Below are 25,900 nucleotides of genomic sequence, written 5' to 3'. Positions count from 1 at the left end.
CTGCCATTCTGCAACCACCTATTGCCAGATAGAAAGCCACACCAGTTGCCAAATTGGTCAGGCATGGTATCATTTCAGACCTTTTCATGTATAGACATCTAAACGTCAGGGCGTTCAGGAGTGTAATTTTATGAATCATGCCGCTCAGCAAGGGCATCAGCTCAACCCCTACGCCATTGCCTTGTGTGCCGCTGGCCGCTGGATTGCCAGCCGCCACTGGGTTCCGGCCACAGGCGGCAACTTTTCCATCCGTAGTGGGCAGCACAGAGCGCTGGTTACCGCTTCTGGCAAAGACAAAGGTGAGTTAAGCCCACAGGACTTACTGCCGGTCAGCTGGCCGGAGGGCGAGCTGCTCTGCCCTGGCAAACCCTCGGCTGAAACTGCGTTGCATGTCCGGCTCTACCAGTTGGATGATTCAATCAAAGCGGTATTGCATACCCATTCGGTGCAAGCCACCGTATTTTCACGACTGATTCAGGCTGAACAACACGTGTTTAGCGGCTATGAAATGCAAAAAGCGATTCGTGGCCAGCTCAGCCATGATCAGCACTGCCCCTTGGCCATCTTTGACAATACCCAGGATATACCGGCACTGGCGGCGCAAGTGGCCCGGCGCTGGCCTCAGGTGCAGACAGCTTCGGCCTTGCTGGTACGGGGTCATGGCCTTTATGTCTGGGGACAAAGCCTGGAAGAAGCAAAAAGGCATTTAGAGGGCTGGGAATTTCTTATACACTGTGAACTGGAACGTATCCGACTCACAGGAACCTTATGAACTATCGCGCCCTGATCACCGATATTGAAGGCACCACCAGCCGCATCGCTTTTGTTACCGAGGTGCTGTTTCCTTATGCTGCCAAACACTTGCCGGATTTTATCCGCCAACGTTGCGAGCAGGCCGAGGTGGCGCTTGAGCTGAAGGCCGTTCGGCAAAAGATGCAGCAGCCAAACGCTGATACTGAGGCTGTCATTGCCCAACTGCAGGCCTGGATTGCCGCCGATGAAAAAATCACGCCGTTAAAGGCCTTGCAAGGCATGGTATGGCGACTGGGGTATCAGCAGGGTCATTTCACCGGCCACCTGTATCCAGATGCTGCCGAGCAACTAAAAGCCTGGCACGCACAGGGCCTGCAACTCTTTATCTACAGCTCCGGCTCGGTAGAAGCCCAGCAACTGCTGTTTCGTTACAGTGACTTTGGCGATTTAACCCCACTCTTTAGCGGCTATTTCGATACCCGGGTGGGTGGCAAGAAAGAAATTTCATCCTACGCCGCCATCCTGCAGCATTTGCAGCTACCCCCTGGCCAGGTGTTGTTTTTATCCGATGTCGTAGCCGAACTGGATGCCGCCCGCAAGTTGGGTATTGCCACCTGCCAGTTGATCCGTGAAGGCCAACCGGCCGGCAGCCATCCAACGGCAGAGGACTTCTACCAAGTCAACCTATAGCTATTCGAGGTTTCACTATGTCCGCATTAACCGTGTTTTCCAGCTCAGCACCTGAAGAAGTGCTGTACCAGACTCAGAACGCAGCTGACATTGCTGATAAGTTGCAGCAGGCGGGTATTCGCTTTGAGCAATGGCAAGCCAATCAACCGATCGATGCCAGTACCGACAGCGCCAGTATTCTGGCAGCCTACAGCGATGATATCGAGCGGCTGAAGCAGCAAGGTGGTTATGTCACGGTGGATGTGATTTCGCTCAGCAGCGATCACCCGGATAAAGCGGCGCTGCGGCAAAAATTTCTGGCCGAACATACCCACAGTGAAGACGAAGTGCGCTTCTTTGTGCGTGGTGAAGGCTTGTTCTGCCTGCACCTGGGCGAGCACATCTACCAGGTACTGTGCCAGCAAAACGATTTAATCAGCGTACCCGCCAATACGCCGCACTGGTTCGATATGGGCAGCGAGCCCAACTTCACCGCCATCCGCTTATTCAACAACCCGGAAGGCTGGGTCGCCAACTTTACCGGCAGCGATATTGCGTCGCGTTTTCCGCTGTTGGCTTAATGAACAGCCAAAGGTGTTATACGTGAATTTTTTTCACCCGACGGATGGATTTATCTCCTTTGTCAACAAAGCAGAAACACCTTAGTCTGGCTTTGTCGCCCAGAAAAGGCGGTTCCACCCTGTCTATCCTTGTCTTTTGCCCGGAGCTTGCTCCGGGCATTTTTTATCAGGAAACGGTTAACCGGGTTAAAGCACCCGCTGCCACAGCCACCTGATCAAGCACGCCACTATCCAGTACCCAGCCAGTGACCAGTTTGGCCGGGGTCACATCAAATGCCGGGTTAAACACCGGTGCTTGCTCCGGCGCCCAGTAAACCTGGCCAAAACTCCCCCTCACGCCGCGCACTTCCGCCGCTGGGCGCTGCTCAATCGGGATCTGGCTGCCGTCGCTGCAGCTGGGATCGACCGTGGTATGCGGGGCCACCACATAAAACGGGATCTGATGATAATGCGCTAATACTGCCAGATTGTAAGTACCGACTTTGTTGGCAAAGTCGCCATTGGCAGCAATGCGATCCGAGCCGACAAAGATGCGGTCGACCTCGCCCCGTGCCATCAGCATGGCGGCCATATTATCGCAAATCAGCTGATAAGGAATACCCAGTTGCTCGCATTCCCAGGCCGTTAAACGGCCGCCTTGCAACAACGGTCTGGTTTCGTCCACCCACACTTTGATGCCTTTACCCTGCTGCTGCGCCAGCCGCACTACGCCCAGCGCTGTGCCAACCCCAGCCGTGGCCAAACCACCGGTGTTGCAGTGGGTCAGCAAGCGCTCGCCCGGCTGCACCAGAGCTGCGCCATGCTCAGCCATCTGCAGGCACAGCTGCACGTCTTCGGCAAACAGCTGCTCGGCGCAGGCCACCGCCGCGCTGACATAATCGGACTGCTGTAAGGTGGCTACCATCGCATCCAGATTATTCATCAGATTAACCGCGGTAGGTCGGGACGCTCTGAGCACTTCAGCACTACACAGCAGTTGCGCACGGCTATCGCCCTGCCCGGCCCGGTAGGCCAGCAACAAGGATGCAGCGATACCAATAGCCGGGGCACCCCGCACCTGCAGCTGTTGAATCATCACCACCATCTGTTCTACTTGCTGACAATGCAGCCAGCGTTGCTGATGCGGTAACAGCGTCTGATCCAGAATATACAATTGGCCTTGCTCGGTCTTGATGCTAAGACCCGTCATATTTTTCATGCCTTATGCCTTTTTTAGCCTTGCAGACGTCTAGAATGTTTGCGATTATGCAGCTCTTCTATTGGCCTGACAAGTGCGGATACCCAATGAGTGACTACCAAACCTTTACCGCAGACGATGCCAGACTGTTTGCCCTGACCCATGGTGACACCTTTCGTGACAGCGACCAACTGGAAGCCGAAGAGTTTGGTGACGGCAACCTGAACCTGGTGTTCCGGGTGAAGAACCAACAGGGTCGCAGCCTGATTGTAAAACAAGCCCTGCCCTATGCCCGCTGTGTTGGTGAAAGCTGGCCTCTGACCATCGATCGTGCCCGTATTGAAGCCGAGGTGCTGCTGCGTCATGGCCGCATTTGCCCGCAGCATACCGTGCAGGTGTTGCATTACGATGCGGCCTTGGCCGCCATTGTGATGGAAGACTTAGGCCAGTGGGACATTTTGCGCGGTGCCCTGGTTGCCGGCAAACAGTTCCCCAAACTGGCCAGTCAGATGGCGCACTACCTGGCCCATACTTTGTTTCATACCAGCGATTTTGTCTTGAATGGCTTGCAGAAAAAAACCGAGGTGGCCCGTTTTTTAAACCCGGAGCTCTGCCTGATCACCGAAGACTTGTTCTTTACCGATCCCTACTGCAATCACGAACGCAACAGCATTCATCAGGCCATTTTGCCACAGGCTCGTGAGCTTTGGCACGATGAGGCCTTGCAGGCTGAAGTCGCGCGACTGAAAGCGGATTTTCTTTCCAAGCCACAAGCACTGTTGCATGGCGATGTGCATAGCGGCAGTATTTTTGTCAGTGCCGAGCAGTGCAAGGTGATCGATGCCGAGTTTGGCTTTTACGGCCCTGTAGGCTTTGATGTTGGTAGCCTGCTGGGTAATTTATTACTCAGTTATGCCGGTCAGTTTGGTTTGCAGGAAGACGCCGCTGCCCGCGAGCAGCAACAAAGGTATCTGCTCGGACAAATTGAAACACTTTGGCAAGACTTTGCCAGTGAGTTTAGCCAGCTGATGCAAACCCAGACCAAAGAAAGCAGCTTTGCCAACAGCCGCTACCAAAGCTTTTACTTGCAACAGGTGCTGGCTGACAGCATCGGCTATGCCGGATGTGAGCTGATCCGGCGCACTGTAGGCCTTGCTCATGTAGCGGATTTAGAACAGATCCGCAATGAACAATTGCGCGCTCGCTGCGAGCGCTTTGCACTGGCGCTGGGCCGGCAGCTGATCCTGCAACGGCACGGTCTAACCACCATCCAACAGTTGTTGACCTTGGTGCAGCACTTGCCAATCCCGGCGTAAGCTATCAGCCAATATTTTGTTACAATTTAACAACCTGTCAGTGCAGTCGTAAGCAGCTGCACTGACTTTTTTGTGGCAGAATTTTGGCCCACGAGCTGGACGCCTTTCGCCTGCAGCTGTCCAATGGTGCGGATACCGCTGCCGAGCTGGATCCCATGACTGCGCTGCAAACGGATTAACGCCATGCCATCAAAATAACTTGCCAGAACGCCGATTCAGGTCTTAACTCAATCTATCTGCGTTCTGTGGGCACTTTTTATGCGCATCTTACTGATATGCTTGAGTTTGTCTCTATTGCCGGTCCAAGCTAAGGTGTTGTGGCAGGACTTCCGTTTAACCTATTTGTATGGCGAAAACTACCGGATTGGCGATCCAACCCGCCATGTGTTTACCATTGAACACGCCGCCAATACCAGTTGGGGCGATAACTTCTTTTTCCTCGACCATATGCGGTTTAAAGACGGTACCCGCAGCAACTATGCGGAGCTGCAACCCCGTTTTAGCCTGGGCAAGAATACCAGTGGCAACTACCAGTTTGGTCCGGTTAAGGATGTACTGCTGGCCGCTCATATTGAGATGAGCAGCCTGGCCACCAATTATCTGTATGGTGTCGGCGTGGATTTAGCCGTGCCCGGTTTTCGCTTCGTGCAAGCCAATGTCTACCGTCGCAACAATGATAAAGTTGCCAACAACTGGCAGTTGACACTGGTTTGGGCCTACCCTTTTCGTATCGCTGAGCAGCAGTTCTTACTGGATGGCTTTATGGACTGGGCCAGCAGCAGTGACGATCAGCGTGCCAATTTAAACCTTACCCCCCAATTGAAATGGCTTGCCAGCCCGTCTTTTGGCATGGAAAGTCAACTTTGGCTTGGTATCGAGTATGTCTTCTGGCGCAATAAGTTTGGTATTGCCGACAGCCCTGCTTCCAGAAGCCATGAAAACAATGTCAATCTGCTGGTGAAGTGGCACTTTTAGCCAACTCGAGGTCTCTTATGCAAGCTTTATCCATCAAACAAAAGATCATGGTACTGGCTATTCTGCCAGTGTTGCTGTTGGCTCTGATTCTGACCTGGCAATCCATTCGTCAGGCCAGAGCGATTGCCGACATGAGTATTACCCAAATGCAAGCATCCCTGTTTGCCGAACGACGGGCGCAACTTGATGCCTTTTTAGAACTGGCCATCACCGCCAGTGCCACGGCTCCTGATGAAGAAAGCCGTAAACGGATCCTGCGGCAATTGCGTTACGAGCAAGGGGAAAACTACTTTTTCGTTTACGATACGCAAGGCGTACAGGTAGTCAGCGCCGACAACCCTGCACGGGAAGGGCAAAACTTCTACAATAGCACCACACCGGATGGCCGTCATTTGGTCAGAGAATACATTCAGGCAGCACAGCGTGGTGGTGATTATGTCGAATACAACTGGCCCAGAGTTGGCAGCTCAGTCCCTGCCCCTAAGCTAGCGAAAGCTATGCTGGTTCCCGGTACCAATTGGGTGTTGGCTACAGGTTTTTACATTGACGATCTCAATCAACAGCTGGCAACCCTGCAACAGCAAACCAACCGACAGGTACAAGCGGGCACTTTTCAACTTAGCCTGATTGCACTCCTGCTGTTGGCGGCCATGATTGCACTCGGCCTGACGCTGGCAAGCAGTATTCTTGGACCACTTGCTCAGGCAGTCCAGGCAATGAAAGAGATTGCACAAGGTGATGGTGATTTAACGCAGCGGCTGGATGACCAAGGACATGAACTCGGTGAGCTTGCACACGCTTTTAATGAATTTGCCGCTCAGGTGGCAGAGCTGGTCACCAATATCCGCAACTCAGTCAATAGCCTGAGCGAATCCGGCGAGTCACTATCCGGGCTAATGCATCAGGCCGAGCAAGGCGTGCAACGACAGCACAGTGAAAGTGATCAGGTAGCCACTGCTATGCATGAAATGGCGACCACGGCTCAGGATGTTGCCAGCAGTGCCAGCAACGCAGCTCATGCAGCCAACGATGCTGATAGCCAGGTGCGTAAGGCCGCTGTCACCTTGCAAAATGCCATTGAAGTCATTCATGGCCTTGAAAAGCAAGTACAGACTGGTGTAGAGGTGATCAGCCGGGTTGGTACTGAATCTCAGAGCATTGGTGGTGTGGTCGAAGTCATCCGTGGCATCGCTGAGCAAACCAACCTGCTGGCTCTGAATGCAGCCATTGAAGCAGCCAGGGCCGGTGAGCAGGGGCGTGGTTTTGCCGTGGTTGCCGATGAAGTGCGCACCCTGGCAGCCCGAACCTCAGCCAGTACGCAGGAAATCAACGATATGATTGGCCGGCTGCAGCAAGGTGCGAAAGAAGCGGTATCGGCCATCGATCAGATCAAAGAGGGCAGTCAGCATACCGTGACTGAAGCATCCAAGGTGGATGAAGCCCTGCGCGAAATCCAGGGTGCGGTCAGTACCATCAATGATATGAACAACCAAATCGCCAGTGCCGCCGAAGAGCAAACCACCGTGTCGGAAACCATCAATCAAAATGTGCACGCCATTGTTGCCATTGCGCAGGAAACGGCTGAAGGCACCAGTCAAGCCGTCAGTATCAGTGAACAGCTGGCAGCACTTGCAACCGAGTTGGATCAACTGATATCGAGGTACAAAACCTGATAAGATTGTGACATTCGATCTTTTCTGGAAAAATGTATGGGCATCCAGCATCAGTGTATTTGGCAGCAGGCAGCGCACAATGCCTTTACCGATCTGATCCACTTTCACCGTACTTTCTGGTGCGTGTTCCGGGAAGGCAGTGCCCATATCTCGCCGGACGGGCAATTCCGTATCTTGCGCTCACTGGATGGGGTGCACTGGCTTAGCACAGCGGTGATTCAGTGGCCAGGTGCCGATTTGCGCGATGCCAAATTTAGTATTTTGCCCGATGGCCGGCTAATGCTCTATGGTGCCGGCGCTTTGCATGACCGAAGTCAGCAAAGCCACCAAAGCTATGCCTGGTTTTCGGATGATGGCCTGCATTGGTCAAAGGCTGTGCCAGTAGGCGAGCCAAATATCTGGATCTGGCGGCTCAGCTGGCACCAGCAGCAAGGTCTGGCCATTGGCTACAAATGCGGCAAACCACATTTCATTCGGGCCTATCACACCAGCAACGGCCGTAATTACCAACCCATCAGCCCAGATTGCTACAGTGGCAGCTACGCCAACGAAAGTGGTTTATTGTTTGAAGCTGATGGAACCGCGCTGTGCCTGCTGCGCCGGGACCCAGAACATGGCCTTTATGGTCGCGCCAGGCCGCCCTATCAGCAGTGGGACTGGCGCGATATTGGTTGCCGTATTGGCGGACCCGAGTGGCTGGAGCTGCCAGATGGCCGCTTGCTGGCCTGTGTGCGGCTGTACGATGGCCAGGTGCGCACCAGTTTGTGCTGGATTGACCGACAAAGCGGCCAGTTAAGTGAGTGGCAGGCCCTGCCCTCCGGTGGCGACTGCAGCTATGCCGGCATGGTACTTCAGGGCAGTAAAGTCTATATCAGCTACTACTCGTCGCATGAAGGCCAGAGCCGGATTTATTTGGCGCAACTGACACTTTAAACCAACTCTTTACGTTTGCTTCGAGTTTAGCTCGATCACCCTATCCACCGAAGCAATGGTCTCTGGCCGGTGCGCAATAACCACCCGGGTGATATTAAGCTGCTGAATGGCTTTGCTGACAAAAGATTCAGTTTTGGTATCCAAATGACTGGTTGCTTCATCCATAAACAAGATACGTGGTTGGCGATACAGTGCCCTGGCCAGCAAAATGCGTTGCTTTTGCCCACCTGACAGGGCCGAACCCATATCACCGATCAGGCTGTTGTAGCCCATCGGCATTTGCTCAATATCCTGATGCACCGCGGCCATCTGGGCGCACTCCACCACCCGGCGCATATCAAATTGCTCTTCAAAGAACACGATGTTGTCGCGAATGGAGCCGGATAACAGCTGATCGTCCTGCATCACAGCAGCAATCTGTCGCCGATAGTTGGCTAAACCCAGCTGAGGCAACGGTATCGCATCCACCAGCACTTCCCCCTTACCAGGTTGCAACAAGCCCAGCATCACTTTCATTAAGGTGGTTTTACCACAACCGGAAGGGCCAACCAAAGCAACCGACTCACCAGGCTCAATCACCAGGCTAATATCCTGCAGTACTGGCTTGGTAACATCGCTGTAGGAAAAAGAGATATTCTGCAGTTCCAGTCGTCCATCCAGCAATCGCGGTTCGCGCTCTTGCTCCGGGTGGACCTGCTCTTTGCTGGTCAGGGCAATATCACCCAAGCGTTCAAAGTGCAGGCTGAGCATGCGGAATTGAATCATCTTCTCGACCAGGCGGGCCATTCTGTCCATAAACTGGCTTTTATACGCCATAAAAGCGAACAGCATACCGGTACTAAAACCGCCGGCCAGCACCAGCCGAGCGGCCAGGTAGACCACCAGAATATTTTCCAATCCAAAGAGCAAGCGGTTGACGGTTTGGTAAGAAATGTTGAAGACCCCAAGGCGAATGGATTGGTTGGTCGCATCGATAAAATGGTTCTGCCATAGTCCTTCGCGTTTGGCCTCAGAGCCAAACAGCTTGATGGTTTGAATGCCGCGCACCGTCTCCATAAAGTTGGAGTTCTCTTTGGCCTGAGCCAGGATTTCCTGCTCAGAAACCGCCCGCAAGGAGCGATACATCGCTAGCCGAAAACCGGCGTACAGCAGCACCGCTATCAGCACTACCAGGCTGAGCATAGGGCTATACATCAGAATCACCGCCAGAATCGCTATCGCCATCAGGCCATCGATGATGGCTTCTATCACTCCCGTAGTTAACAGCTCCCGGACCTGGCGTAAGGAACCAAAACGGGATACCACATCGCCCATATGGCGCTTTTCAAAGTAACTCAGCGGCAAACGGATCAGGTGATGAAATAAATTCCCCGCCATCTGAATATTAAGCAGACTGCCAAAGTGCAACAACACAAAACCACGCACGGCACTGGTCGTCACTTCAAACAGCAACACCATGGCAAAGCCTAAAGCGAGCACCAGTAGCAAGCTGGTGTCACTGGTCAGAATCACATCATCCACCACCAACTGCATGTAGTAGGGTGCTACCAGGGTAAACACCTGCAGCAGAATCGACAGGGTAAACAGCAGTACCAGCGAACGCTTAAGACCTGTAATTTTCGACCAGAAGTTCGACAAGCCCAAACGGGTTTGGCCCGGCTTTAGCGTAAATTCATTGGTAGGCAGTAGCTCGAGCGCTATGCCGGTAAAGTGTTTGCTGGCTTCTTCCCAAGTCAACTTACGCAAGCCCATCGCAGGATCATGGATCACAACCTGACCGCCCCGAGCGGACTTCAGCACAACAAAATGATTTAAGTCCCAATGCAAAATGCAGGGCGTTTTCAACGCAGCCAGATCGTCCAGCTCAATTCTAAGTGGCCGGCTGGATAACTGTAATTTTTCAGCAAAATTCATCAGATCAAGCAAAGTACAGCCTTCAATCGACAGCGAAAACTTTTGCCGTAACTCATTCAGGCTGGCCTGATAACCATGAAAACCAGCCACCATGGCCATACAGGCCAGTCCGCACTCAGCCGCTTCGGTTTGATGGACCATCGGCAGGCTGCTACGCTGCCAGAATGTGAGTTTCTCAGTCATGGCCTGCATTACAACTGTCCTTTTAGGCTATAAATCGGATCAAACAACCATTGCAGCAAACTGCGACGCTCGGTAATGATATCGCCATCCAGTGTCATACCAGCCCGCAGCGGTAACTCGCGGTTGTAAGCCTGTATCTGCTGTTTACTCAATCGCACCCGAACCCGATAACTGGGCTCAGTCAGCTGCATATCAATGACTTCGTCAGGCAAGAGCACCGTTTGACTGATTTCGTGCACACGACCTTGATGCACCCCAAAGCGCTCGTAAGGAAAGGCGTGAAAACGCAAGCGAACCTCCTGCCCGGAGTCAATAAAGCTGATCGCCCGCGTTGGCACGTAAACGATGGCCTCCAACTCGGCGCCCTCCGGCAGTAAGCTCAGTACAATACTACCAGCACTCATGAAATGACCCGGCCTTGGCAGAATGCCACTGACCACACCAGCCTTGGGTGCTGTTATCACACTGCGCTGCTCATGCTGCAGGCGTGTCCGTTGGTTACGTAGCTCTGAAATTTGATTCTCCAGCTGACCCAGCGTTGCCCGGTGATCCAACGGTAATTGTTGTTGCAGGCTCAGTTGCTGCTTCAATTGCTCTTCCAACGTCAGTCGCTGGCCCTGCAACACCTGCTCCTGCTGCTGCAATGAAAGTAAGGTATCTTGCTGGCGACTCAATTCCAGATTGGAAATGAAACCCGTGCCTGATAACTGGGAGATTTGTTCGACCAAATGCTGGTTGAGTTCCAACCGTTGTTGAAACGTTCTTTGTTGCTGCTCAATCTGACTCAATTGTTGCTGCGCACTGGCAATTCGTTCAGCCACCTCCAGCATACGAATGCGCTGACGGTCGATTTCCTGCTGCTTTTGTTGTGCCATATTGGCCAGAATAGCGGCCAGCTCCTGCTGTAATGAGGCATTCAGCTCAGAGTGTTCCGATGAAAAATGTTGCATGGTCAACTCCAATAAAGGCTGACCAGCCTCCACCCGCTCCCCTTCCTGCACCAACAAGTGTTGAACCGTCCCTGGCTGGGAGGTTTGCACCCGAATCACACCCTGTTGTGGTTGCAACACACCAAATACCACCGCTTTACGGCTGTAACTGCCACTCAGCAGAAAGATAACTGAACACACCACAATAAAAGCAATCAGGCCGGTCAGCCAGGCAAAGGCTGGCACCTGCACCAAACTAACTTCGCCCTGCATACGCGATGATCGCTGCGCCAGCACCTGCTCACGGAAAAGTGATTTCATAAAAACTCAACGTTATACAATCCTTCTGTACTTTATTGCAGCCAATGTAGCCCACCACCATGGCAATGTTAAGTAAAAAGGCAAATCTTTGTGATAGTTGCCTTTTTACTATGGAGCTATAAATCATTTATGATTCAAACAGGCCGCTTTGGCGGCCAAGGTGGTAAAGTTGTTCCACCAGCTGACAGAGGCGTAACAGGATTTAGATATTTAAGCGGTTGTGAACTACCACCAAATACAAGCTGTAGCTCCTTCGAACTTAAGACTCGCTTTTTAACCTCCTCTAATTTCATAGACTCCCCTTTTGTTGTTGCGATTGGCACGACAAATAAAAACGCCGTAAAAAGTCATACACCACAAATTCCTGCTCGCGGCCGTAGGCTTTAAACATCCGGTTGTTAAACATATGCAGCAATGAGTGCATCAGGGTATCCAGTGTGCAGTTAAGCAGGGCCTGTTGTTGTAAGCCCAAAATACCTGAAGCGATGGGTTGCAGTTTCAGTAGAAATTGCTGTCGTATTACCAACATCTGCTGCCGGGGCTGTTCGTCTGTACCAGAGTCCAGCGCCTGAAAATCTTGCTGCAGCTCTGCCTGGTAGTTGCGGTATTTCTTACCCAATTGGGTACGTAATTGGGCATGCTCTTTAAACTCCTGGCCAAAGCCTTGTCGTAGCCCACTGATTAATTCCAGCTTCTGCGCTAAATCATAGCCAAAGGCAGTGAGCATGGTATCTACCCCAAGCAGCGCCATGCGCCAGCGCACTGACTCGCCATGCTGACGTAACAAGGACACGCTCTGAAGCACAAAATAGCTATCCGCCTGAAACACTTGCTCGGCCAGTGCCATCGCAGCGTCCCCGCCATAGCGCTCGACTTCTCGTTGATAGGTAAACAGCTCTGTTTTATGCACCCGGCCACTCTCAAGCCAAGGGGCCAGCTGCTGGTGCAGCAGTGGCAGCACCTGGCCATAAAGCACCGCTGGCTCGCCATAGAGCCGTAAGCGCAAATGCCAGTCCGGATCGCCGTAACGGATAAAGAACCACTGCTGAAACAGCCCCTGCTGCTGACACTTTTGCAGCAAAGGTGTGATGGTTTCCGACAACACTAACTCAGCTGTGCTTTGTGCGGCATACACTTTCAGGCTAAGCCACTGTGAGCCCGGGGCAAAACGGCGCTGGATCGACATTTCAAGCTGCCTGACCGGATTCGGATGCAAGGTTACAAAGGGCCTGGCTTTCTCATTCAGCATCGGGACGAGAATTTCATGGGCAAAATCCCCTTCCTCGTTGGCCACCATACTCTGATACTGCATAGCCAGCGACTCTTTCAACTGAATATGTTTCTGCCTGGTTGTCTCCCCGAGCAACACCATGATCATCGCCGGATTATGCAAATCGATGGTTAATACATTATCGCTGATGGCATAACAAACATAACGTGGTAGCTGATAGCGCTGCTCAAGGGCATCCCAAGCGTCAGGTTGCCATTTATGATCCACCACCAAAGCGTCCAGCATACTGCGTTCAACCTGCCACTGCGCTTCTTGCAATATCACATGATCAAGTTGCACCCGCGGCTGATAGTCCATCTGCATAAAACTGCTTGGGGTACTAAAGTGCGGCAATCGACCCTGTTGATGTTGCAGCATGCAAAGAAAGCGGTACACACCAAGACTGCGGGCAGAATAATTGTGGGCAGAGGTTAACCGTGGGATCACTTGTTTATGCAGCCGCTTAGACCACAACTTTACCTGGCCCGCCTCAATAAACACATACAAATCCTGCACCGGGATCTGCTGCTCTTCTGGCAGCACCGTATCGGCCAGAAAGACAATTTCATATTGCCGTAATGGTGGCCTGGCAATGACATTGCCAGGGCGCCCATCTGGCATATGCACCACTTCAGCAAACACCACCTCGGGCGATAAGGCCTCTTCTGCAGCTAAATAATCACGTACTTGTTGCTGCAACTCATGACTCAGATGACAAAAACGCCCCAGCAAATTGGCGCCTGACGGCCCTGAGCAACCATGGAAATGCAGTAATGGCTGACCTTCGTTATCCAGATAGCAACTGATATTGGCCGCAAAAGATGCCGGTAGTTGTTGCCATAGCGCCGTTGTATTCGAATGTTTCAGTAGCTCGTCACTGCTTAGCTGAATGCACTTAGCTCTCGCTTGCTGCTGCATGGCTTTTAATACGTGCTGTTCCAGCGCGTTCTGTGGCTGGCTCTTAGCGTTACGCTGCTGACGGTTGGCAATGTTAATCCCCGCCAGTAATGGAGTTTCGTAGCCGGTGTCGTTTGAAAACGGGATGCCCGCTTCGTCATCCAGTAACTGCAGTAAGGGCACAAACTGGCCCTCAAAACGCTGCTGGAAGCTTTTGATAAAGGCTTCGAACGGGCTGTCTGACGCACTGGTTTGAGCTTTTAATGCCAGCAACGTTTTCTCCAGCGAAGCGGGCAGGCTTTGATCCAGCTGCGATTGCGACATCGCGCGCCAGCTGTCGGTCTGAAATAACTTGTTTTCCGATACCGGGTAAGGCAACTGCTTTAACTGTTGCACAATGGCCTGATAATCCTCCGGCTGGCCACTTTGCTGTAGATCCAGCGTCGCCAGGCGATTAATCACTGTTTGCAGCAGTTCACCATCACGCGGATTATTGGCTTGCAATAGTTGCTGTACAAAAGCCTGATCGGGCTGGCCACTGGTGATGGGAAGTTTCAGCTCAGCGACCAATACCTGCTCTTTAATCAGCTGTTGAATATAATTTTCGATGTCGGCTGGTGCAGCTTCTGGATAATCATTGGCGAATAGCTCTACCAACTCAGTTTCCAGCTTTCCCCCTGCGCCAAAACGTAACATGGCCTCCAGCGCTTCATCCAGCTCTACCGAGCTAAGCCGATACTGGCGCTGCTCAGAAGACTGGTAGGATTCAATATAGTGTAGGTAGGAGCCAAGCCGGTACAGGGTACTGTTCGGCACATAACGCAGTTGCTTCCGGCCATCATCACTCTGCGCCCATTGCTGATGAATGGTACTCAGATAAAACATGTCCAGCCGGGTTTTACGGCCATCCTGTTGCAAACTGGCCGGTTTTAATTGCGTTTCATCGGATAAGTTACCTAGGGCAACCCCGGAAAACAAACCAAAGGGAGTAGGCCTGCTGCTCATTCGAATCAGGTATTTCATCAGCGCCGTTGTTACTTTGCGGCCCGATTTACTATCAGGTTTGCTACGCCATAGATCCAAGCGTTCAACCAACGATGGGCTGGCTAAATAAATAGCCTCCAAAACACCGGGGGAAGCCAGCCAGCTTGCCAGGTAGTCGCATAAACCTGCTTCAGATTTGGGAAGTTCCCTTATTTTATCCAGACTCAACCTTGGTACACGGACAACCACAAAGTCAGTCACACAATCGGTCTTACTGCTCATGACACACCTTTTTTTATTTGTTTCTAAGTCAGGCAAGTAACAGGGCATCAGCCCAATCGGGCGAAATACCTTGCCTAGCGAGTAAACAAAGACCTATCCCCGCGTAACCTTCTAATAAGCCAGTTTCCTCAACAAGTTTGCCCGATTTATGAGCATTGAAGCCTTCAAGCGCGTGTTCCTTGTAACGATTCATGGTGTTTTCAAACCAATAGTCAGACGCTTGTTCAAACTCCGCCATTGGGATAATTTGATGCAATAACTGAAAAATAAGCATTAAGCCTGCACTGCCATGACATAACCCTGCATCATAAACCATTGCAGTATCACAGGTTCTCTGAGCTGCATGCATACCAATGTCACATGCATAGTCTAATAAATCCTGCCGATTTATCGCTTTACCAGCTCTTGCTAAAGTCAAAGCAATCGTAAGATCACCATAACACCAACCCAACCGACTTGGCTTATGATCGCCACTAAAACTCGGAAACATACTTATTGTATCTAAGCCGGTCAATTGCTGTTTGAACAACCAACTGCAACCATCAGAAATCAGCTTTGCTGCCTGTTGTCCTAGTAAGGGATGCTTGACTGCTGGAAGCAACGCACAAATTACTCCTGGAACTCCATGCGCCAGCCCCATATTGTATTCAGGCTTATCAGGATATTTCTTATCCAAACGATACACCGATTGAGCAGGTACAGACCAAGAGCAAACGTCAGTAGATTCATAAACGGCAAGTTTTTTTAAGAGAGTTACTATAGAGCTGTATAGCTCTAAGCCTTTGTTGTATTTCAAACGACGCGCGGCAAAAGCTGCAAATCCGCTGAGCCCAAACATAAGTTCTATTTCCCCATTCCATTGGTTGTATTTACTTATTCTTGAGGTGAGTAAATCTTCAATTTCTTGGTTAAAAGCAGGATCATAACCATCATCTCTCTCAGCCAACAGCACCTCAATTAACCATGCGACGCCGGCAATTCCATAACCAAAGCTTATGGAATTACGCAATGCTGGCGCCAGACTTGTCAAATGCTGTATTTGAGCTCCAAGTTGAACCTTGTCTATGGAAATAAACGGTGATTTTGCTGCATACCAATGAAACAATAAGCGACCTGATAAACCACTTAGAAGGGATAAATTTATTTCACGAGAAATATCAAATGACTGAGTTGCATTTACTAAATGCTGAATTATATTATTCAGGTTTGCTTGCATAATTCCTCTTGCAACATTCAGATTAAAAGACACGGATAAATCAAAATTTTCGTGCATGAATCTAAAAAAATTTCAAGGTACAACTCCCAATTTAAGTTGGGTTTCTTTAATAAAGTCATGAACTTCTGCGCGAACATCCTCTAGCTTACATCCTCGAAAAATTGCGCTATGAGGAAATGGGCAGTTATAACTAATCAACTTTACACTAGGTTTTTTGGTTAAAAAATTCAGACTTTCAGGATCTTCAAAAGGGTCGTTGTAATAAGCAAAAACAAGAGCATGAATATCTTCAGCGCTTAACATTTTCCTTATTTGATGTGGCCTTGCTATGTTTCGCCACCAAAATGACACCGTTTTCTTCCTGCCAGAGAATGCCGGAGCAAAAGCAATAGAGCCTGCATATTTTTCTTGGAATCGGTGAGCAGCCATCAATGCAACCCAACCTCCAGCAGAATGCCCGGCAAGGAATATTTGGGAAGAGTCAACACCAGCAGTTAAAATTTCATTAAGAATTGGCTCTAATTCATTCAAACGGTTAAAAATATAACTTCCCGGAATAAAACTAAGCGTTTCAACCGCTGAAGAGCATAAATAAAATATAACGATATTCGCTCCAGTAATCCGCTTTAGAGCATCAGGAACTCTGCTAGATGGGGCGGAGCAATCTTGAGCTTTATTTGAGTTATTCGTACCGTGCATATAGACAATAACCGTTATACCCCTCGTATTTTCAAACTCAATTGCAGGTCTGTCACCTGTATAACCTTTTGAAATAGGCATAGCCCCAATACTATTTGGGAGAAACCCCGTCAAACTGTTACTGGCTGAAAAAGCGGGCAATACATACAGAAAAAATACTGAGAATAACATGCACTGCAAACATATTTTATTTAGCAACATTACTTAATCCACCCAATACAATAACGCATGCCAAATAAATATTGCAGGTAAATAATCACCTGCAAAATCTATAGTTATGGATAAAATAAATTTACCTGGTGAAAATAACGTCAGGTATTTCAGGTATTGGTTGTCCAACGTCTTCTCCACCACCGTCATCGCAGCCACCACCACATCCAATTATCGGATGAGATGCAAACACAGTGACCGTAGTAGTAATTGTCCAGCAGCCTGCTGTACCACCCGCTACCTGTGGTGTCTAGTCATTAGGTAATGCTTTATCATCCTGAGACAAATTAATAAGTTGCGATTTCTTAAGGTTGAGTTTCATTTATTATGTCCTTAATTGGGTTTTATTAAATTACAACACATCAACTGGACCATGCCAGACCACCATTCTAATAACACCTGACAACAAAAAAACACACAAAAAGGCAAGATATCACAAGAATATAGGGTATTTATCAGATGTTTTCTGACGCAAAGTCGGTTAGGCAGTAACAGCCCTCGCTGGGAAGCAATGAAGGCTGTGCTTGAACACAAAAATGGCGAAACATGCACTTCGCCGGCTGCTAATGTGCAAAAGCCGGCTTACATGGATTAATAGTCAGCATTAGTATTTAATACTGCAGCCATAAGGCCGGGTGACAGGCTTGCCGACTGGCTGACCAGCGATAACCTGGTTGCCAGCATTGGCCAGGTAGGGTTCTGCCTTAGGGATATCCGCCGGATTGGCGGTAGGGATGCTGTCGATGCCGCCCATGTACAGCAAGTTGCCATCGGCACCAATCACATACATATGCGGGGTAACGCGGGCATCGAAGGCTCGGCCCATATCACCGCTTTCATCCAGCAATACCGCGGCAGGCTGGGCGCCACGGCTGGCGGTCAGCTCATTGGCCTTTGCCGGGCTAACATGGCCCTGGCTGCCCGGCTTGGACGAAATCACACTCAGCCAAACCGTATCGGCATCCGCAAAGTGCTGCTGCAGTCCCTGCATGTTGTCGCTGACGTAATGTTTCACGACAAAGGGACATTCGTGGTTGGTCCACTCCAGAATCACATTCTTGCCGGCAAAATCGGCCAGTGAATGGGTCTGTCCATGGCTATCGACCACGGTAAAATCCGGAGCCGGAGCGCCGATTTGTGGCGCGGCAGCCACCGCTGTCACCGTACCAGCCAGCGCCAGGGCGCTGAAGAGTTGCTTAAGTTTCATGGTATTACTCCGTTTCATTTTTACGTAAGCAGCCACTACGGCTCTGGCTGCATGATAAGTGTCAGGCACTAACTACCCGACGATGCATTTGCCAACAGCGCCAGCTGATCGCGTAGCGTATTTGGCGTTAAAATCTGTGGCAGAATTTTTGGCTCCTGACCCGGCCAGTACAGCACATACAAGGGCACACCATCACGCTGATACTGTTGCAAATAAGCATGGATTTCAGCGCCTCTAAGCGTCCAGTCACCTTTTAAGTAGGTCACGCCATAGTCCGTCAGTGCCTGGCGGCTGCTGTCGGTATTAAGCGCCACCCGTTCATTGACCAGACAAGTAATGCACCAGTCAGCGGTCATATTCACCAGTACCGGCTGCTGATCCGCTTGCAGTTCAGCCAGGCGTGCCGGGCTCCAGGGTTCCCAATGCCGGTTCTCCGCACTCTGCTGCGCCCCTTGCTGTGGTTGCAGCAGCACCAGCAGTAAGATAGCCAGCAAAGCAAACACCCAACTAAGCTGTGGTGCCAGCCGAAAGCCCCGCCCCAGCTGCTGACGGCCCCAGAGCCACAGCGCAGCAGCCAGACAGACCAAACCAACCAATACCAGCGCCTGCGCATCGACCCCGGCCTGGCGACCCAATACCCACAGCAACCAGACGGTGGTTAAATAAAGCGGATACGCCAGCCACTGCTTCAGTGTGTCCATCCAGGCACCGGGTTTAGGCAGTAAACGCGCCAGCCTTCGGCTGTATGCCAGCAGCAAAAACGGCAACGCCATGCCAAAACCAAGGGCTAAAAACACCAGCAGCGCCACCGGTGCCGATTGGGTGACCGCATAGCCCAGCGCAGCTCCCATGAATGGAGCTGTGCAAGGGCTGGCAACGATCACCGCCAACACCCCGGTAAAGAAGGAACCCTTGGCCCCTTGCTGCTGGCCAAGGTTTGATCCCAACTGCATCAAACGGCTGCCAAAATGCACCAGCCCAGATAAACTCAGACCAAGCGCAAAGAACAAATAAGCCAGAGCCCCTACCAGCCAGGGATTTTGCAACTGAAAGCCCCAGCCCACAGCGGCACCCGCCGCCCGCAGGCCAATTAACGCCAATGCCAACACGGCGAACATCGCCAGCACACCAAGCGTATAACTCCAGGCATCGCGCTTTTGCCTCGCGGCATCGCCACTGGCGTTGGCCAGACTAATGGCTTTTAACGACAACACGGGGAAAACGCAAGGCATCAAATTCAGGATCAGACCGCCACCCGCCGCCAACAGCAGCGCCAGTAAGAAAGCAGCCAGACCAAAGTCGGTACCCGCCTGCGCAGCGCCGCCTGCATCCAACCGCTGCGCCTGCACCACGAAAGCCTGAGGACCACTGGTCAGCACAATCTCAATCTGCTCTGGTGCCTGATGAAAATAGGTATTCTGTGGCTGTCGGATCAGTAAACTACCATCCTGCCAGCTGATCTCCTGCTCACGGGCATGCTCAACCAGATCAGTGGCCGCCACAAAAAAGGCGTCCACCAGCAAATCGTCTTTGGACTCGATCACTGCTGAAAACACGCCATCCTGCAGCTGATAGGAGGCTGTGCGCTGCAAAGCAACGGGCTGCGCTGCCTTACCTTGTTCAAATAGAGGACGATAATGCTCCGAAACAGCTGGCTGACGCGCCACCGCCAACGGCAACTCAAACGTCATATCGCCCGGAATACAAATTTCTTCGCACACCAGCCAGGAGGCGTCGGCTTTGACGAGCAAGCCGGTGCCGCTGTAATCGACTGGTAAGGTCACTTCGCTAAGCAGCACGGTGGAGCCTTCAAAGCCGTAATTCATTAAAGGTGGAATGGAAAAAGCCTGTGGCGCTGGCCACTGAATCTCTGAAACCGTTACTCCCTCTGGCAGTTGCCAGCGGATCTGGGTGGGCATACCGGAGTCACCGGGATTTTGCCAGTAGGTATGCCAATGCTCTTGTGGCAATAAGTGCAGCGCCAGCAGAAATGTCTGGCCAGGAGATACCGTCTGGTGCGAGCTTACCAGCTCTACCTGAATATGCGGTGCCTGCTTCCAGCCCGTCGAAACTGCCTGCGCGCTTGTTGCCAAAACGGTAAGTAGCAAACACAAAAAAACCATCAATAACTGTCGGATCATGCGGTCACACATCGTAGTATTCGGCAGTTCAGTGTACGCCATCCTACAGGGGGGAGATCAAGCATGCAGGCCTTTCTGCGACTAGACCCCAAAAATAGGCGACCAGCCCCGATTGCACCAATCGGGTGAGATGCACCACAAAGGTGCGCCAGCAACCCCTGTTTTGATTAAAATTCAGACGAAAACCCGCAGGTAAGAAAGGCACAAGTCTTGCTGTACCTTTTCGGTTACTACTACGAACATAACCATCAGGAGTTTTTCATGTCGACACGCCTGCCGCCCCTTCGAGGCCTGCGCTGTTTTTGTCTGGCTGCCGACAATCTCAGTTTCAAGCATACGGCGGAACAGTTGTACATCACCCCATCGGCGGTCAGCCATCAGATCAGGCAACTGGAAGAAGATTTGGGCCTGAGCCTGTTTGTGCGAAAGACCCGGGCGCTGGAGCTGACGCCGGCCGGCAAGAGTTTTTACCTGGCCATTCAGCCTGTGATGCAGCAGCTGGTACATACCATCAGCGAGTTCAGCCAAAATACCGGCAGCAAGGAGGTCAGTATCAGTATGCCGGAGTTTTTTGCCAGCGAGCTCTTTATGCCCAGATTACGCGGTTGGTCGGCACAATACCCGGCCATTAACCTGCGCGTGGATACGGTAAAAACCCGCAGTGATCCAAGTCGGCCAACGGATGTTTCTATTATCCTGTCTGGCAGCCCGCCTCAGGCCGTGCTTTGCCATGAGCTCTTTGCCATCAGTTACCAACCCGCCTGCAACCCCAGCCTGTATGAACAATGCAGTCGGCTGGGGTTGGATGCACTGAATCAATTGCCCTTGCTGCTACACCAATCCCGGCCACATGCCTGGCATCAGTGGGCCGAGCTTGCCGGCATCGAATATTTTCGCCCCAAACAAATCCTGCAGCTCGATAGCATGTTTGGTATGGCTCGGGCCGCAGAGCAAGGATTGGGAATTGCTCTGATCCCAATGCCGATCAGCCAGGCCTGGTTTCATAGCGGCGCTTTAGTGGCTCTGTTTGATGGCAGCTGGACTACCCGCGATAAGTATTACCTGATCCAGCACCGGCAACAGCCTGATAGGCCAGAAGTTCAATGGCTGATTGACTGGGTGCTGGCCAGTTTTGAGCAGTACAGATGAGTTTTTCTCAACCGTCGGCCATATTTTTATCCTTTGTCGGATTCAGGAACAATCTCTACAGTTAGGGCTGTCAGCACCTTTAGCTGACAGCAACTGGAGAATCACCATGAACGCGAAATATTCTATGATTGGTTTACCTGTGGCAGCTTTACTGCTTGCCTGCAACGCAGGCTTGGTGAGCGCCAGTGACCACTATCAGATGGCTATTGTAGAAGCAACGCCCGGCGCCAACGCCATTCAACAGGGCGATGCAGCCAAAGGCCTGAGCACCTTGCACAGCAGTAAAGCCGATGGCGATGTTTTTGCCAGAACCATGGCACTGTGTGTTGCCAATACCCAGCTGGCCGATATCAGCGGCGCTAGCTCGGCCTGCACCCGCGCCATTAACCTGGCGCGCAGCCAGGCTCAGGCTTCAGCAACCGAGCGGCGCGAAATGCAAGCGCTGGCACTGAGCAACCGCGGTGTGATGCACTGGGTAGCGCAGGATCTAGCCAAGGCGCAACAAGACTTTCAGCGCGCCGCCAAGCTGAGCGACAGCGAACTGGTACAACACAATCTGCAGCAGTTCTCCAGCCGGCTGGAAAGTCTGACTGCTCAGCGTTAATTTTACTACAGGGAAACCAGGCCCGGCAGGATGTCGGGCTGGTTACATCAAGAGCGGCCAGGCCACCGGCTCTGCCGGTTTAACCGGGCCCAGAGTAAAAGCCTTAGCATCTGCCCCTTCAGACATGCTGGCGACATGGTCATGCCAGCCTGCCCGACACCCACTTAGTAGTTCCAGACAGATCATGGCCAGCATTGCATAGCGCTTTGTCATCGCATGACACCTTGGTTCGTCTCCATGACTGCAAGATGCCCCCTGAGCGGATAAATAGTCCTGAAACTCGCTTAAAGCGCACCTTAAGAAAACTGAAGGCACGAATTAACATCATCTTCAGGACATCCTCCTTAACCCACCGCAGACTCACAGCTCCTTTTGATGGAGCACAACCTATGCAACAAATCACACACTATCTGCTGGCCCTGTACCTGCTGAGCCATAGCTTCCTGCTATGGGCTGATGGACAGAGCGGCTTCAAACACAACACAGACCGTAACAGTTATATTCATGCCTCGATGAAGGGTTGGCAGGATGAACCCGACTGGCAGCTCAGATTACCAGGCCTGGTGGTCAGCTCACCAGTAATTGCTGGCGATACAGTGCTGCTGGCCTCAGAGAACGGCAATCTGTATGCCTTTCACCATCCCACCAAAGCCATTCAGTGGATTTTCCCAACCGGAGGGGCCCTGAGCGCCACGCCTACCGTCCACAACAACACGGTGTATCAACTGAGTCTGGATGATCACCTTTATGCCGTTGATTTAACCACAGGGCTAGAATTATGGCGTTTTCGTACCCTGGGTGAGCAGCGTTTCGCTGGCTGGGGTTATCTGGGCATTCAGGCCGATAAGCCTGTTACCGATCCCTGGGATTTCTTCCTGTCGTCCGCACTGGTTCACGATGGCATGCTGTACTTTGGCAGCAGCGATCAACACCTGTATGCGCTGGATGCCGATACCGGCAAATTACGCTGGGCCTTTAAAACCGGTGGTATGGTACACAGTTCACCGGCGCTGTCAGGTGATTTAGTACTGGTAAGCAGTTGGGATGGCGCACTGTACGCCCTGGATAGACACAGTGGCGAAGAGCAGTGGCGCTTTCAAACAGCAACCGAGCAGAGGCTCAAGGTCTGGTTCGGTATTCAGTCCAGCCCGGTGGTGGATGGCGACCGCGTTTATATGGGCTCTCGCGATGGCTACCTCTATGCCCTTGATCTCCAAACAGGCGCTAAGCTGTGGCGTTACGACGCGGAGCGCTCCTGGATTGTCGGTACCCCTTCGTTTGATGACCACAGCCTCTATGTCGGCACCTCGGATACTGGCTGGTTACTGGCGCTTGATAAAACAACGGGTCAAGAGCGCTGGCGCCACCGTACCTTTGTCTGGACCTTTAGCTCCCCTCTGGTGTTTGACGGCCAGGTGCTGATCGCCAGTATGCGCGGTGACATGCTGTTGCTCGATAGCAGCAGCGGTGAGCTGCTGCAAGCTTATCGCACGGAGACGGCGACAGCAGACCGCTATCAGGTGATGCATGCCGAAAGCGGCCGCTTTGATTATCAGCGCCTGGGACAAAACGACTGGCGCCACGATAGCTATGCCATTATGCAGCGCATTTTGCACAATGGCGGTTTCCTGGCCACGCCAACCGTACACAATAACCAGCTGTACATCACCAGTACCGATGGTGTGCTGCTGCGCTTTGTATTATATGTGGATAACGAGTAACTCAGGGATAGACCAACGTTAATTGCCAGGCCTGTGTCTCCGGATGCAGGCCACGCTCTTTTAAGCGACAACCAAAGCGATAATAAAAGCGCAGTGCATCCAGGTTTTGTTCGAACACATCCAGTTCCAGCAAAGGCTGCAGTTGAGTGACATGGGTCAGCAAGGTCCAACCAATGCCTTGCCCTTGTTGCTCCGGGGCAACAAAAAGTGCGGCCAGCTTATGCTGCACCACCGAGGCAAAGCCCGCGATAGGTGATGCAGGCGCGGCCTGGTAGACATAGTTCCTGGCCAGCGGCAAGTAGTTGTGCTGCATCGCCATCTGCTGTTGCTGCCAAAAATCCTCCGCAATAAAAGGATGCGCCTGGCAGGATGCCCGCAACCAGAGTTCAGACAGCTCGGCAAAATCATCCTGAGTTGCTTTTCGAATCATAGAAAGGTCCATCAAATTATTTCAAAAGCGGCAGCTTGCATCACGCATGTTCAATTAGCAGCTTAAATCTGTTGAAGCATGCTAAAACGCTAATCCAGCAACTGACCTTGCCGCATCTTTAATTGTATACGCCGCAGGGCCGACCAATCGTCCAGTGGGTTGGCATCCAGCACCAGCAAGCTTGCTTCATACCCCTCGGCAAACCGGCCCAGTGCCCGCCCGGGGAACAAAAAGCGCGCCGTATCCGATACCAGCAATTGCAATAGCTGCGGTTCGCTAAAAACATCCAGGCTATGCAAATAATCCACCTCGGCCAGCACATTGGCATCGAAGCGGTCCGACCCCATCAGCATGGGCACTCCGGCTTGCAACAGGCGCTGCAGATTTTGCCGCTGCAGTGCCTTCACGCGCTCCAGCTGCTCTGGTTGGCTGGCATAAAACAGCGGACTGACGCCTGCCGTGGCAACCAGTGGGATCTGCTTATCTGCAGCCAAAGCAATGGCTTCATCGCTCAGTCGGTACAGTTCTGGCGCATAGCCCTGCCACCACTGATAACCAGGCAGATGGGCAATCAAATCCACACCGGCTTCCACCGCCAGGGCAAAGTCTGCCGCCGACTCGACATGCGCCGCCACCCGCACCCCTTGCTGCTGCAAAAAAGCCACCAGCGGCTTCACCACCTTTGGCTGCAAACCATTGACACCAAAGTACTGCTGCTCGCCACGACGCTCTGAGCGTTCATGATGCACCAGAATAATCTTCGCCCAACGGGCGTTATTGTGTGCAAACAGCGGCCACTTGGTAGCGATATCGTCCAGGGTGTCGATCACAATAAAGGACTGGTCATAGACCTCTTCGGCCGTCACTTCAGGCTGCCCCGGCTCAGTGCGCAGCGCCATGCGCAGCGGATGGCCATCGGAGCTGGAAATACAGGCTCCAACCAGCTCGATATCCAAGGTCAGCTCCGCCAGCACCGCTTGGGTATCGCTATAGCTTTGATGGCTGCCACACATCATCAGGCCATAAAAGACCCCATCTTGCAGGTAGCGTTGATGAAAGTTCTGCGCCAGCCAGGGATTTTGCAGGTTGTGATTGTGCGCTTCGGCATAAGGCGGCACCACAAAACCACCCTGCAAATCCACACTTCGGTGGATTTCAGCAGGTGCCTGCTGGGTCAGCACACCATCCCGCACATACCAGGTCTGGGCAACAAAGGTGCCCTCCTGATACCAGTGACCATTCAACAAAGCGGTCGCTGCCATCGAGGGGCCTGCCACCAACAAAGCACAGCACATGAATAGTAATCGCATCCGGTTTTCTCCAAATCGTACCAACCGCTAAAAAGTACCGGTAGTAGTGTAATACTCCAGGCAACCGAAAGTTGTCATAGAGTGTAAGGCTTTGTTTCAAATGAGGCTTATTGAAACCCCATCACAAGCTTTGTCGTCTTTTCCGCAGACATGCTAGACAAACTCAGATAAAACACCTGCATTAAACCTTATTAAATGTGTTGAATGGTAGATTTAACTTGATGCAAGCCGGGTTGTATAGAAAATAACCAGCACATTCACGGCTGCACGAAATAAACGAGCCAGCCCAGGCTGATACAGCAAAGGCAACAAGCACCATAGAACGGATCCCATTTAAAGCGCCGAGCGAAGGTGCT

General features: G+C 51.9%; 22 protein-coding genes. 10 read left to right on the top strand and 12 right to left on the bottom strand.

Annotated elements, in window-relative coordinates; all coding sequences use genetic code 11:
- The first annotated feature begins 130 nt into the window (after positions 1 to 130).
- The 3 genes from BLW37_RS14030 to BLW37_RS14020 are packed head-to-tail and all read left to right on the top strand — an operon-like array spanning position 131 to position 2,003.
- Positions 131 to 772 carry a methylthioribulose 1-phosphate dehydratase gene (locus BLW37_RS14030; protein WP_091343949.1) on the top strand — a complete coding sequence of 214 codons (642 nt, stop codon included), beginning with the start codon at positions 131 to 133 and terminating at the stop codon, positions 770 to 772.
- Entirely contained in the window at positions 769 to 1,443 is a 675-nt protein-coding gene (gene mtnC / locus BLW37_RS14025; RefSeq protein ID WP_091343947.1) for an acireductone synthase, read from the top strand. The genes BLW37_RS14030 and mtnC overlap by 4 nt, the downstream gene beginning before the upstream one ends.
- A gap of 17 nt (positions 1,444 to 1,460) precedes the next feature.
- The gene (locus tag BLW37_RS14020) at positions 1,461 to 2,003 is read left to right on the top strand and encodes a 1,2-dihydroxy-3-keto-5-methylthiopentene dioxygenase (protein WP_091343945.1); all 543 of its coding nucleotides are present in this window, start codon (positions 1,461 to 1,463) and stop codon (positions 2,001 to 2,003) included.
- A 166-nt stretch (positions 2,004 to 2,169) separates the two neighbouring features.
- Here BLW37_RS14020 and mtnA read toward each other — a convergent pair whose 3' ends face one another.
- On the bottom strand, positions 2,170 to 3,201 hold the full coding sequence (mtnA, locus tag BLW37_RS14015) for an S-methyl-5-thioribose-1-phosphate isomerase (protein ID WP_091343943.1): 1,032 nt from the start codon (positions 3,199 to 3,201) through the stop codon (positions 2,170 to 2,172).
- An 86-nt stretch (positions 3,202 to 3,287) separates the two neighbouring features.
- Between mtnA and mtnK the strand changes: the two genes are divergently transcribed.
- The 4 genes from mtnK (at position 3,288) to BLW37_RS13995 (ending at position 8,077) form a co-directional block, all read left to right on the top strand.
- The gene (gene mtnK, locus BLW37_RS14010; RefSeq protein WP_091343941.1) at positions 3,288 to 4,496 is read left to right on the top strand and encodes an S-methyl-5-thioribose kinase; all 1,209 of its coding nucleotides are present in this window, start codon (positions 3,288 to 3,290) and stop codon (positions 4,494 to 4,496) included.
- Between the two features lie 258 nt (positions 4,497 to 4,754).
- The gene (locus BLW37_RS14005; RefSeq protein ID WP_091343939.1) at positions 4,755 to 5,471 is read left to right on the top strand and encodes a DUF5020 family protein; all 717 of its coding nucleotides are present in this window, start codon (positions 4,755 to 4,757) and stop codon (positions 5,469 to 5,471) included.
- 17 nt (positions 5,472 to 5,488) lie between these two features.
- Entirely contained in the window at positions 5,489 to 7,144 is a 1,656-nt protein-coding gene (locus BLW37_RS14000) for a methyl-accepting chemotaxis protein (protein WP_091343938.1), read from the top strand.
- Positions 7,145 to 7,180: 36 nt separating this feature from the next.
- The gene (locus BLW37_RS13995; RefSeq protein ID WP_245785744.1) at positions 7,181 to 8,077 is read left to right on the top strand and encodes an exo-alpha-sialidase; all 897 of its coding nucleotides are present in this window, start codon (positions 7,181 to 7,183) and stop codon (positions 8,075 to 8,077) included.
- Positions 8,078 to 8,086: 9 nt separating this feature from the next.
- Here BLW37_RS13995 and BLW37_RS13990 read toward each other — a convergent pair whose 3' ends face one another.
- From BLW37_RS13990 to BLW37_RS13960, 8 genes are all read right to left on the bottom strand, one after another.
- On the bottom strand, positions 8,087 to 10,183 hold the full coding sequence (locus BLW37_RS13990) for a peptidase domain-containing ABC transporter (RefSeq protein WP_091343936.1): 2,097 nt from the start codon (positions 10,181 to 10,183) through the stop codon (positions 8,087 to 8,089).
- Positions 10,183 to 11,424, bottom strand: coding sequence for a beta-barrel domain-containing protein (locus BLW37_RS13985; RefSeq protein WP_091343935.1), 1,242 nt, complete (start codon positions 11,422 to 11,424; stop codon positions 10,183 to 10,185). The genes BLW37_RS13990 and BLW37_RS13985 overlap by 1 nt, the downstream gene beginning before the upstream one ends.
- Before the next feature lie 289 nt (positions 11,425 to 11,713).
- Positions 11,714 to 14,857 (bottom strand): lantibiotic dehydratase, encoded by a 3,144-nt coding sequence (locus BLW37_RS13980; RefSeq protein ID WP_171907633.1) that lies wholly within the window; start codon positions 14,855 to 14,857, stop codon positions 11,714 to 11,716.
- Positions 14,858 to 14,885: 28 nt separating this feature from the next.
- Positions 14,886 to 16,073 carry a lanthionine synthetase LanC family protein gene (locus BLW37_RS13975; RefSeq protein WP_171907632.1) on the bottom strand — a complete coding sequence of 396 codons (1,188 nt, stop codon included), beginning with the start codon at positions 16,071 to 16,073 and terminating at the stop codon, positions 14,886 to 14,888.
- Positions 16,074 to 16,145: 72 nt separating this feature from the next.
- Positions 16,146 to 16,973: a serine aminopeptidase domain-containing protein gene (locus tag BLW37_RS13970; RefSeq protein WP_091343930.1), complete on the bottom strand. Its 828-nt coding sequence runs from the start codon at positions 16,971 to 16,973 to the stop codon at positions 16,146 to 16,148.
- A 3-nt stretch (positions 16,974 to 16,976) separates the two neighbouring features.
- On the bottom strand, positions 16,977 to 17,141 hold the full coding sequence (locus BLW37_RS18730; RefSeq protein WP_171907631.1) for a hypothetical protein: 165 nt from the start codon (positions 17,139 to 17,141) through the stop codon (positions 16,977 to 16,979).
- Positions 17,142 to 17,586: 445 nt separating this feature from the next.
- Entirely contained in the window at positions 17,587 to 18,189 is a 603-nt protein-coding gene (locus tag BLW37_RS13965; RefSeq protein WP_245785743.1) for a redoxin domain-containing protein, read from the bottom strand.
- 68 nt (positions 18,190 to 18,257) lie between these two features.
- Entirely contained in the window at positions 18,258 to 20,330 is a 2,073-nt protein-coding gene (locus BLW37_RS13960; protein WP_091344124.1) for a protein-disulfide reductase DsbD family protein, read from the bottom strand.
- 261 nt (positions 20,331 to 20,591) lie between these two features.
- Here BLW37_RS13960 and BLW37_RS13955 point away from each other — a divergent pair, with 261 nt between their 5' ends.
- Complete coding sequence (locus tag BLW37_RS13955; RefSeq protein WP_091343929.1) at positions 20,592 to 21,479, top strand: LysR substrate-binding domain-containing protein; 888 nt, start codon at positions 20,592 to 20,594, stop codon at positions 21,477 to 21,479.
- Positions 21,480 to 21,585: 106 nt separating this feature from the next.
- On the top strand, positions 21,586 to 22,083 hold the full coding sequence (locus BLW37_RS13950) for a hypothetical protein (RefSeq protein ID WP_139243727.1): 498 nt from the start codon (positions 21,586 to 21,588) through the stop codon (positions 22,081 to 22,083).
- Between the two features lie 42 nt (positions 22,084 to 22,125).
- Here the strand turns inward: BLW37_RS13950 and BLW37_RS18725 are convergent, their stop codons facing one another.
- On the bottom strand, positions 22,126 to 22,296 hold the full coding sequence (locus BLW37_RS18725; protein ID WP_171907630.1) for a hypothetical protein: 171 nt from the start codon (positions 22,294 to 22,296) through the stop codon (positions 22,126 to 22,128).
- 176 nt (positions 22,297 to 22,472) lie between these two features.
- Here BLW37_RS18725 and BLW37_RS13945 point away from each other — a divergent pair, with 176 nt between their 5' ends.
- Positions 22,473 to 23,804, top strand: coding sequence for an outer membrane protein assembly factor BamB (locus BLW37_RS13945; protein ID WP_171907629.1), 1,332 nt, complete (start codon positions 22,473 to 22,475; stop codon positions 23,802 to 23,804).
- 1 nt (position 23,805) lies between these two features.
- Here BLW37_RS13945 and BLW37_RS13940 read toward each other — a convergent pair whose 3' ends face one another.
- Positions 23,806 to 24,234: a GNAT family N-acetyltransferase gene (locus BLW37_RS13940; RefSeq protein ID WP_171907628.1), complete on the bottom strand. Its 429-nt coding sequence runs from the start codon at positions 24,232 to 24,234 to the stop codon at positions 23,806 to 23,808.
- Positions 24,235 to 24,323: 89 nt separating this feature from the next.
- Positions 24,324 to 25,544 carry an amidohydrolase family protein gene (locus BLW37_RS13935; RefSeq protein ID WP_091343922.1) on the bottom strand — a complete coding sequence of 407 codons (1,221 nt, stop codon included), beginning with the start codon at positions 25,542 to 25,544 and terminating at the stop codon, positions 24,324 to 24,326.
- Between the last annotated feature and the right edge of the window lie 356 nt (positions 25,545 to 25,900).

This window comes from Alkalimonas amylolytica (assembly GCF_900107845.1).
Taxonomy (GTDB): Bacteria; Pseudomonadota; Gammaproteobacteria; order Enterobacterales; family Alteromonadaceae; genus Alkalimonas; species Alkalimonas amylolytica.
The sequence above is the reverse complement of the archived record's forward strand: the minus strand, read 5'-3'. Positions and strand labels throughout refer to the sequence as shown.

Bases quoted from the DNA above. Each gene is read 5' to 3' on its own strand.
- BLW37_RS13975 (WP_171907632.1), bottom strand. From the start codon at position 16,073: ATGCAAGCAAACCTGAATAATATAATTCAGCATTTAGTAAATGCAACT.
- BLW37_RS13995 (WP_245785744.1), top strand. From the start codon at position 7,181: ATGGGCATCCAGCATCAGTGTATTTGGCAGCAGGCAGCGCACAATGCC.
- BLW37_RS13945 (WP_171907629.1), top strand. From the start codon at position 22,473: ATGCAACAAATCACACACTATCTGCTGGCCCTGTACCTGCTGAGCCAT.
- BLW37_RS13935 (WP_091343922.1), bottom strand. From the start codon at position 25,544: ATGCGATTACTATTCATGTGCTGTGCTTTGTTGGTGGCAGGCCCCTCG.
- mtnK (WP_091343941.1), top strand. From the start codon at position 3,288: ATGAGTGACTACCAAACCTTTACCGCAGACGATGCCAGACTGTTTGCC.
- BLW37_RS13985 (WP_091343935.1), bottom strand. From the start codon at position 11,424: ATGAAATCACTTTTCCGTGAGCAGGTGCTGGCGCAGCGATCATCGCGT.
- BLW37_RS13980 (WP_171907633.1), bottom strand. From the start codon at position 14,857: ATGAGCAGTAAGACCGATTGTGTGACTGACTTTGTGGTTGTCCGTGTA.
- BLW37_RS14030 (WP_091343949.1), top strand. From the start codon at position 131: ATGAATCATGCCGCTCAGCAAGGGCATCAGCTCAACCCCTACGCCATT.
- mtnC (WP_091343947.1), top strand. From the start codon at position 769: ATGAACTATCGCGCCCTGATCACCGATATTGAAGGCACCACCAGCCGC.
- BLW37_RS13940 (WP_171907628.1), bottom strand. From the start codon at position 24,234: ATGATTCGAAAAGCAACTCAGGATGATTTTGCCGAGCTGTCTGAACTC.
- BLW37_RS14020 (WP_091343945.1), top strand. From the start codon at position 1,461: ATGTCCGCATTAACCGTGTTTTCCAGCTCAGCACCTGAAGAAGTGCTG.
- mtnA (WP_091343943.1), bottom strand. From the start codon at position 3,201: ATGAAAAATATGACGGGTCTTAGCATCAAGACCGAGCAAGGCCAATTG.
- BLW37_RS13970 (WP_091343930.1), bottom strand. From the start codon at position 16,973: ATGTTGCTAAATAAAATATGTTTGCAGTGCATGTTATTCTCAGTATTT.
- BLW37_RS13990 (WP_091343936.1), bottom strand. From the start codon at position 10,183: ATGCAGGCCATGACTGAGAAACTCACATTCTGGCAGCGTAGCAGCCTG.
- BLW37_RS13950 (WP_139243727.1), top strand. From the start codon at position 21,586: ATGAACGCGAAATATTCTATGATTGGTTTACCTGTGGCAGCTTTACTG.
- BLW37_RS14000 (WP_091343938.1), top strand. From the start codon at position 5,489: ATGCAAGCTTTATCCATCAAACAAAAGATCATGGTACTGGCTATTCTG.
- BLW37_RS14005 (WP_091343939.1), top strand. From the start codon at position 4,755: ATGCGCATCTTACTGATATGCTTGAGTTTGTCTCTATTGCCGGTCCAA.
- BLW37_RS13955 (WP_091343929.1), top strand. From the start codon at position 20,592: ATGTCGACACGCCTGCCGCCCCTTCGAGGCCTGCGCTGTTTTTGTCTG.
- BLW37_RS13965 (WP_245785743.1), bottom strand. From the start codon at position 18,189: ATGAAACTTAAGCAACTCTTCAGCGCCCTGGCGCTGGCTGGTACGGTG.
- BLW37_RS13960 (WP_091344124.1), bottom strand. From the start codon at position 20,330: ATGATCCGACAGTTATTGATGGTTTTTTTGTGTTTGCTACTTACCGTT.
- BLW37_RS18725 (WP_171907630.1), bottom strand. From the start codon at position 22,296: ATGACAAAGCGCTATGCAATGCTGGCCATGATCTGTCTGGAACTACTA.